This window comes from Pantoea sp. Seng (assembly GCF_009829935.1).
Taxonomy (GTDB): domain Bacteria; phylum Pseudomonadota; class Gammaproteobacteria; order Enterobacterales; family Enterobacteriaceae; genus Pantoea; species Pantoea communis.
In genome coordinates this window covers 326,374-333,388 of sequence record NZ_SZZV01000002.1, presented here as the reverse complement: position 1 = coordinate 333,388, position 7,015 = coordinate 326,374, and the positions used below count along the sequence as shown (strand labels likewise).

Here is a 7,015-nt window from a genome sequence, read left to right as displayed (position 1 = left end):
GACGCGCATTAAAGCGTTCGGGTGCCAAACCTGGCGACTGGATCTTTGTCACCGGTACGCTGGGTGACAGCGCGGCTGGCCTGTCGCTGCTACAACATCGTCATCGCCTGAACGATCCGGCTGTCCATGAAGTGTTGATCAAGCGCCATCTGCGCCCGATGCCACGCGTGTTGCAGGGCCAGGCGCTGCGCAATCTGGCGACCTCGGCGATCGATATCTCCGATGGTTTGATTGCCGATCTCGGCCATATTCTCACGGCGAGCCGCGTCGGTGCGCGCCTCAATCTGGAAGCGTTGCCGCTGTCTGCTGCGTTGCGCGATCATTTTGAGCCGGAACAGGTGCTGACCTGGGCGTTAAGTGGCGGCGAAGATTATGAGCTGTGCTTTACCGTGCCGGAAGTCAATCGTGGTGCGCTGGACGTGGCGCTGGGTCATCTTGGTGTGCCTTATACCTGCATCGGGCAGATTGCGCCTGAAGCCGACGGGTTGACGCTGCTGGAAAATGGCAAGCCACGTCGTTTTAATCACAAGGGATTTGATCACTTTAATGCGAAGTAAAGATGTAGCGAAAAGCCGCCTGCGCCTGAGCAATCCCTGGCATCTGTTGGCAACCGGTTTTGGCAGTGGCCTGAGCCCGATCATGCCAGGCACCGCCGGTTCGATTGCCGCGATTCCCTTTTGGTGGTTGATGACCTTTCTGCCGTTGCAGATTTACTCTCTGCTGGTGCTGATTGGCATTAGCGTGGGCGTTTATCTGTGCCATCGCACGGCGAAAGACATGGGTGTGCACGACCACGGCAGCATCGTCTGGGATGAGTTTATCGGCATGTGGATTACGCTGATGGCGATCCCAGCGATGAGCTGGCAGTGGGTGCTGGCCGGGTTTGTCATCTTCCGCATCTTCGATATGTGGAAACCCTGGCCGATTCGCTGGTTCGATCAGAACGTGCATGGCGGCATGGGCATTATGGTCGATGACATTATCGCAGGCGTGATATCAGCGGCAATTTTGTATGGATTGGGGCTGGTGCTTTAATTCGGCAGATGCGCCTAACTCACGTGCCCTCTGTCACAACGCGTACGAAAGATTCAGAGCAAGCTGGTGCCGTTCAGGGGCTGGCAATCCGCAGCGCTAAACGGAATGAGTCTGCCAGGATAGCCCGCAGGACGCGGGCTGTTAAATCATTACTCGAATCCTACAACCGGATGCGGTTGATATACCGTCTCCAGCTCGGCGATATCCGTTGAACTCAGCTCCACATCCACTGCTTTAACCAACTCTGCAAACTGCTGCTCGCGCGATGCACCGATAATCGGGGCTGTGACCACCGGTTTATGCAGCAGCCACGCCAGTGCCACCTGTGCACGCGTCACGCCTTTATCGGCGGCAATGGTCGCCAGACGCTCTGCAATCGCCGCATCGTTCTCTTCGGTGCCGGTATAGAGTTTTTCCATCACGTTATCCGATACCGAACGTGCGGTGGTTTCGCCCCATGGACGTGTCAATTTGCCGCGTGCCAGCGGGCTCCACGGCAGCACCGCGATGCCTTCACGTTCACACAGCGGGTGCATTTCGTTCTCTTCCTCGCGCTGAATCAGGTTGTACTGATCCTGCATGCTGACAAAACGCGCCCAGCCATTCTGCTTTTGCAGATCCAGCGCCTGAGCGAACTGCGCAGCATGCATCGAAGAAGCGCCGATGTAGCGCGCTTTACCCGATTTCACCACCTCATTCAGCGCCTCAAGCGTCTCTTCGATCGGCGTGTCGTAATCCCAGCGGTGAATCTGCAGCAGGTCGACATACTCCATGCCGAGACGCGTCAGGCTATCGTCGATGGATTGCAGAATGTTCTTGCGTGACAGTCCCTGAGAAAGGTTGCTGAGCGGGAAATAGACTTTGGTGGCGACAACAACCTGATCGCGCTGGGCGAAATCTTTCAGCGCACGCCCGACAATCTCTTCACTGCTGCCATCGGAGTAGCTGTTGGCGGTGTCGAAAAAGTTAATGCCAGCGTCCAGCGCTTGCTTGATCAGCGGTCGACTGCTCTCTTCGGGCAGGGTCCATGCGTGATTACCGCGCATCGGATCGCCGTAAGTCATGCAGCCTAAACAGAGACGCGAAACCTGTAAGTCGGTTTGGCCTAAACGAATGGTTTTCATGGGAGCTCCTGCTCTTATGCGTTAGGAATGCCCTAAGCATAGCAGCAGGAGCGGGGAGGGGATTACTGCGCCAGCCAGTCAGTGATTTGCTGCTGAATACCGGCGGCATCCAGCTGATAATCCTGACGAACTTCTTCCTGCGTGCCCTGTGGAATAAATTCATCTGGCAGGCCGAGGTTCAGCACGTGCACACGCAGGCGTTTAGCCATCACGTATTCGTTGACGCCGCTACCGGCTCCGCCTTTGATCGCGCCTTCTTCCAGCGTCACCAGTGAATCATGGCTGGTGGACAGTTCGGCAATCAAGGCTTCATCCAGGGGCTTCACAAAACGCATATCTACCAGCGTGGCGTTCAGCGCTTCAGCGGCAGCCTGTGCTTCAGGCAACAGCGTGCCGAAGCTGAGGATCGCCAGCTTTTCACCACGGCGCTTCACAATGCCTTTGCCCAGCGGCAGGCTGGCCAACGGCTCCAGCGTGGCACCGGTGCCCGTGCCGCGCGGATAGCGCACTGCACTTGGCCCCGCCTGATAGTGATAGCCGGTGTAAAGCATCTGGCGACATTCGTTCTCATCGCTTGGCGTCATGATCACCATTTCGGGCACACAGCGCAGGAAGGCGATATCGAATGCGCCCTGATGCGTTTGCCCATCGGCGCCAACGATGCCGCCGCGATCGATAGCGAACAGCACCGGCAGTTTCTGGATCGCCACATCGTGAATCAGCTGATCGTAAGCGCGCTGCAGGAAGGTGGAGTAAATCGCCACCACCGGCTTGTAACCGCCAATCGCCATACCTGCAGCAAAGGTCACCGCATGCTGTTCAGCAATCGCCACGTCAAAGTACTGTTGCGGATAGTCACGAGAGTAGCTGACCATGCCAGAACCTTCACGCATCGCCGGCGTCACCGCCATTAAACGCGGATCGTCCGCCGCCATTTCGCTCAGCCAGCTACCGAAAATTTTCGAGTAGCTCGGCAGGCCTGGCGCGCTTTTCGGCAGAGAACCGCTGGCCGGATCGAACTTCGGTACCGCATGCCAGGCGATAGGGTCTTGCTCGGCAGGCGCGTAGCCTTTGCCCTTTTTGGTCATGATGTGCAGGAACTGCGGGCCTTTCAGGTCACGCATATTCTTCAGCGTGCTCACCAGCGTCAGCACATCGTGGCCATCAACCGGACCGATGTAATTAAAGCCCAGCTCTTCAAACAGCGTGCCCGGCACCACCATGCCTTTCAGGTGCTCTTCGGTGCGCTTCACCAGCTCTTTGATCGGAGGTAGGCCGCCCAACACACGCTTGCCGCCTTCGCGCAGACGTGAGTAGGTTTTACCGGAGAGAATCTGGGCCAGACGATTGTTGAGTGCGCCAACGTTTTCCGAGATCGACATCTCGTTGTCGTTAAGGATCACCAGCATGTCAGGTTTGATGTCGCCAGCGTGGTTCATGGCTTCGAACGCCATACCTGCGGTGATGGCGCCATCGCCAATAATACAGGCAGTACGACGTCCTTTGCCTTCGCGCTCAGCGGCAACCGCCATGCCCAATCCGGCACTGATCGAGGTCGATGAATGACCGACGCTCAATACGTCGTATTCACTTTCGCCGCGCCACGGGAACGGATGCAGGCCATTTTTCTGGCGGATAGTGCCGATACGATCGCGGCGTCCGGTCAGAATTTTGTGCGGATAGGCCTGATGACCAACGTCCCACACCAGATGGTCAAACGGGGTGTTGTAAACATAATGCAGCGCGACTGTTAGTTCGACGACGCCCAGACCCGAAGCAAAGTGGCCGGAAGACCGGCTCACGCTATCCAGCAGATACTGACGCAGCTCGTCACACAGTACCGGAAGTTTTTCTTTCGGTAGTAAACGTAATTCCTGAACCGTGCTCGCTAATGCCAGTGTCGGGTATTTTGCAATATCAAAACTCATCAGAGACTCATTATGAAAGTTATTTATCGCGTTCAATTATGAAGCTTGCCAGTGCTTGTAATGCGGTGGTGTTGTAGGACTGCGCCGCCAGAATCTCTAACGCGCCCAGTGCTTCCTGATAAAGATCCCACGCTTTACTGCGGGCATTATCCAGTCCCATCAGCGCCGGATAAGTGCTCTTACCCAATGCCTGATCCGCGCCCTGAGTTTTGCCCAGCACCGCGGTATCGCCCACCACATCAAGAATGTCATCCTGCACCTGGAACGCCAGTCCGATGGCGTTGGCGTAGGTATCCAGGACCGGAAGTGCCGCACGGCCACGTTCACCCGCCGTCAATGCGCCAAGACGCACTGCAGCGCGAATCAAAGCGCCAGTTTTATGACGATGAATCTGCTCGAGCTGGGCGAGGTCAATGTGCTTGCCTTCTGCGGCGAGATCCAGCGCCTGGCCACCGCACATGCCTGCCACACCGCTGGCCTGAGCCAGTTCGGAGATCATCGCAATGCGATCTTGCGGGCTGACGCCGGGCATCGGCTCATCGGCCAGAATCGAAAACGCCAGGGTTTGCAACGCATCACCAGCGAGAATTGCTGTATCTTCACCATATTTTATATGGCAGGTTGGCTGTCCGCGACGTAACGCATCGTCATCCATCGCGGGCAGATCATCATGAATCAGAGAGTAAGCATGAATGCACTCAACGGCAGCGGCCGGGGCATCCAGGCTGGCCGCATCGGCCTTTAACATCTCGCCCGTGGCGTAAACCAAAAATGGACGCAGACGCTTACCGCCTAATAGTGCCCCATATTGCATGGATTGCACCAGAGGAGAACTCTGAAAAGGAAGTGGATCTATTAAGCGTGTCAACGCCAGATTGACGCGTTCGTGATACGCGTTGAGTAATTTGGCGAAATCCATCAGTCATTTTCCGGCGTGAACGGCGCGAGCGCGGCATCTTTGTCATCGCTGAGCAGGATCTGCACGCGCTGTTCAGCCTGCTGCAGGGTTTGCTGACCGGTGCGTGCCAGCTGTACGCCGCGTTCAAATTCGTTCAGTGCTTCTTCCAGCGGCAGTTCACCACTTTCCAGACGGCTGACGATTTGTTCCAGCTGCTGTAATGCGCTTTCAAAACTGGCTGGCGCTTCGGCTTTTTTCGGCATAATCAGTGTCGACTCACAGGTTAGGAATCATCTTGCAATCGGTCATGGTAGCCGACGAGGATTAATTAGCAAAATAATGAATGTGATTGCGGTTGCAGAAGCGGTCATCTGACAAAGGTGGTATACTTTTGCGCCTCGGATGCGGGCGCCTCTGCGTTACCCGTAATTATATGATTTTACCAGTTAAGTGCCGATGGTTTTAGCACTTATTTGCCCAACGAAGCTGTGTCGCCATGAAGTTTATCATTAAGCTCTTCCCTGAAATCACCATCAAAAGTCAGTCGGTGCGTTTGCGCTTTATCAAGATCCTGACCGGTAACATCCGCAATACCCTGCGTACTGTCGACGACGAAATCGCCGTGGTGCGCCACTGGGACCATATTGAAGTGCGCGCTAAGAAAGAAGCGCTGCGTACCGTCGTTATTGATGAACTGACGCGCATCCCCGGTATTCACCATGTACTGGAGGTTGAGGATCAGCCTTACACCGATATGCACGATATCTTCGAGCAGACGCTGGCACTGAATCGCGAACGTCTGGAAGGGAAAACTTTCTGCGTGCGCGTGAAGCGTCGTGGCAAACACAGCTTCAGCTCGATTGAGGTTGAGCGTTACGTGGGTGGCGGTCTCAATCAGCACATTGAGACTGCACGCGTGCAGTTGAAAAATCCCGATGTGACGGTCAATCTCGAGATCGAAGACGATCGTCTGCTGCTGATCACCGGCCGTTATGAAGGGCTGGGTGGTTTCCCGATCGGGACGCAAGAAGATGTGCTGTCGCTGATTTCAGGTGGCTTCGACTCCGGCGTTTCCAGCTATATGCTGATGCGTCGTGGTTGCCGCGTGCACTACTGCTTCTTCAATCTCGGCGGTGCCGCGCATGAAATCGGCGTGCGTCAGGTCGCGCATTATCTGTGGCAGCGTTATGGTCGTTCGCATCGCGTGCGCTTCGTGGCGATCAACTTCGAGCCGGTGGTAGGCGAGATTCTTGAGAAAGTGGATGACGGCCAGATGGGCGTGGTGCTGAAACGCATGATGGTGCGTGCGGCATCGATGGTCGCTGAGCGTTACGGCGTGCAGGCGCTGGTGACCGGTGAAGCGCTGGGCCAGGTATCGAGCCAGACACTGACCAACCTGCGTCTGATTGATAACGCCTCGGATACCCTGATCCTGCGTCCACTGATCTCGCATGATAAAGAGCACATCATCGATTTGGCGCGCCATATCGGCACCGAAGATTTCGCCAAAACCATGCCGGAATACTGCGGTGTGATTTCGAAAAGCCCAACGGTGAAAGCGGTGAAGGCGAAGATCGAAGCGGAAGAGCAAAACTTCGATTTCGAGATCCTCAATCGCATGGTGCAGGAAGCCAGCAACGTCGATATCCGCGAGATTGCGGAGAAGGCACAGGAAGAAGTGGTGGAAGTGGAGACGGTGGTCTCGTTCACCGCAGAGGATGTGGTGCTGGATATCCGTTCTGTGGATGAGCAAGAGGCATCACCGCTGGCGCTGGAAGGCGTGGATGTGAAATCTCTGCCGTTCTACAAATTGAGCACACAGTTCGGCGATTTGGATCAGAACAAAACCTGGCTGCTGTATTGCGATCGCGGCGTGATGAGCCGTTTACAGGCGTTGTATCTGCATGAGCAAGGCTTTAAAAACGTGAAGGTCTATCGTCCGTAACGGTGATAACCTGGTAACGGCGTGATTCATCGCGCGTGTCACACTCGGCACCTTGCCACTGTGACATGCGCAATACATTGCGCCG

The 7,015-nt window shown here is 55.8% G+C and carries 7 protein-coding genes; 3 read left to right on the top strand and 4 right to left on the bottom strand.

Going from position 1 to position 7,015, the window contains the following annotated elements; all coding sequences use genetic code 11:
- A partial coding sequence (thiL, locus tag FD737_RS03265) for a thiamine-phosphate kinase (RefSeq protein WP_160832683.1) occupies window positions 1–557 on the top strand: 557 nt, incomplete at its 5' end.
- Window positions 547–1,035 carry a phosphatidylglycerophosphatase A gene (gene pgpA, locus FD737_RS03260; RefSeq protein ID WP_034831038.1) on the top strand — a complete coding sequence of 163 codons (489 nt, stop codon included), beginning with the start codon at window positions 547–549 and terminating at the stop codon, window positions 1,033–1,035. The genes thiL and pgpA, both read left to right, overlap by 11 nt.
- A gap of 149 nt (window positions 1,036–1,184) precedes the next feature.
- On the opposite strand, the gene FD737_RS03255 is transcribed toward pgpA, so the two are convergent.
- The 4 genes from FD737_RS03255 to xseB all read right to left on the bottom strand — a co-directional run bounded on the left by FD737_RS03255 (window position 1,185) and on the right by xseB (window position 5,248).
- The gene (locus FD737_RS03255) at window positions 1,185–2,159 is read right to left on the bottom strand and encodes an aldo/keto reductase (RefSeq protein ID WP_097117498.1); all 975 of its coding nucleotides are present in this window, start codon (window positions 2,157–2,159) and stop codon (window positions 1,185–1,187) included.
- Between the two features lie 62 nt (window positions 2,160–2,221).
- On the bottom strand, window positions 2,222–4,087 hold the full coding sequence (dxs, locus tag FD737_RS03250) for a 1-deoxy-D-xylulose-5-phosphate synthase (protein ID WP_097117497.1): 1,866 nt from the start codon (window positions 4,085–4,087) through the stop codon (window positions 2,222–2,224).
- A gap of 19 nt (window positions 4,088–4,106) precedes the next feature.
- Window positions 4,107–5,006, bottom strand: coding sequence for a (2E,6E)-farnesyl diphosphate synthase (gene ispA, locus FD737_RS03245; protein WP_034831043.1), 900 nt, complete (start codon window positions 5,004–5,006; stop codon window positions 4,107–4,109).
- Window positions 5,006–5,248, bottom strand: coding sequence for an exodeoxyribonuclease VII small subunit (gene xseB / locus FD737_RS03240; protein WP_034831045.1), 243 nt, complete (start codon window positions 5,246–5,248; stop codon window positions 5,006–5,008). The genes ispA and xseB overlap by 1 nt, the downstream gene beginning before the upstream one ends.
- 233 nt (window positions 5,249–5,481) lie before the next feature.
- On the opposite strand from xseB, the gene thiI reads away from it, so the two are divergent.
- On the top strand, window positions 5,482–6,930 hold the full coding sequence (thiI, locus tag FD737_RS03235) for a tRNA uracil 4-sulfurtransferase ThiI (protein ID WP_160832682.1): 1,449 nt from the start codon (window positions 5,482–5,484) through the stop codon (window positions 6,928–6,930).
- Window positions 6,931–7,015: the final 85 nt, after the last annotated feature.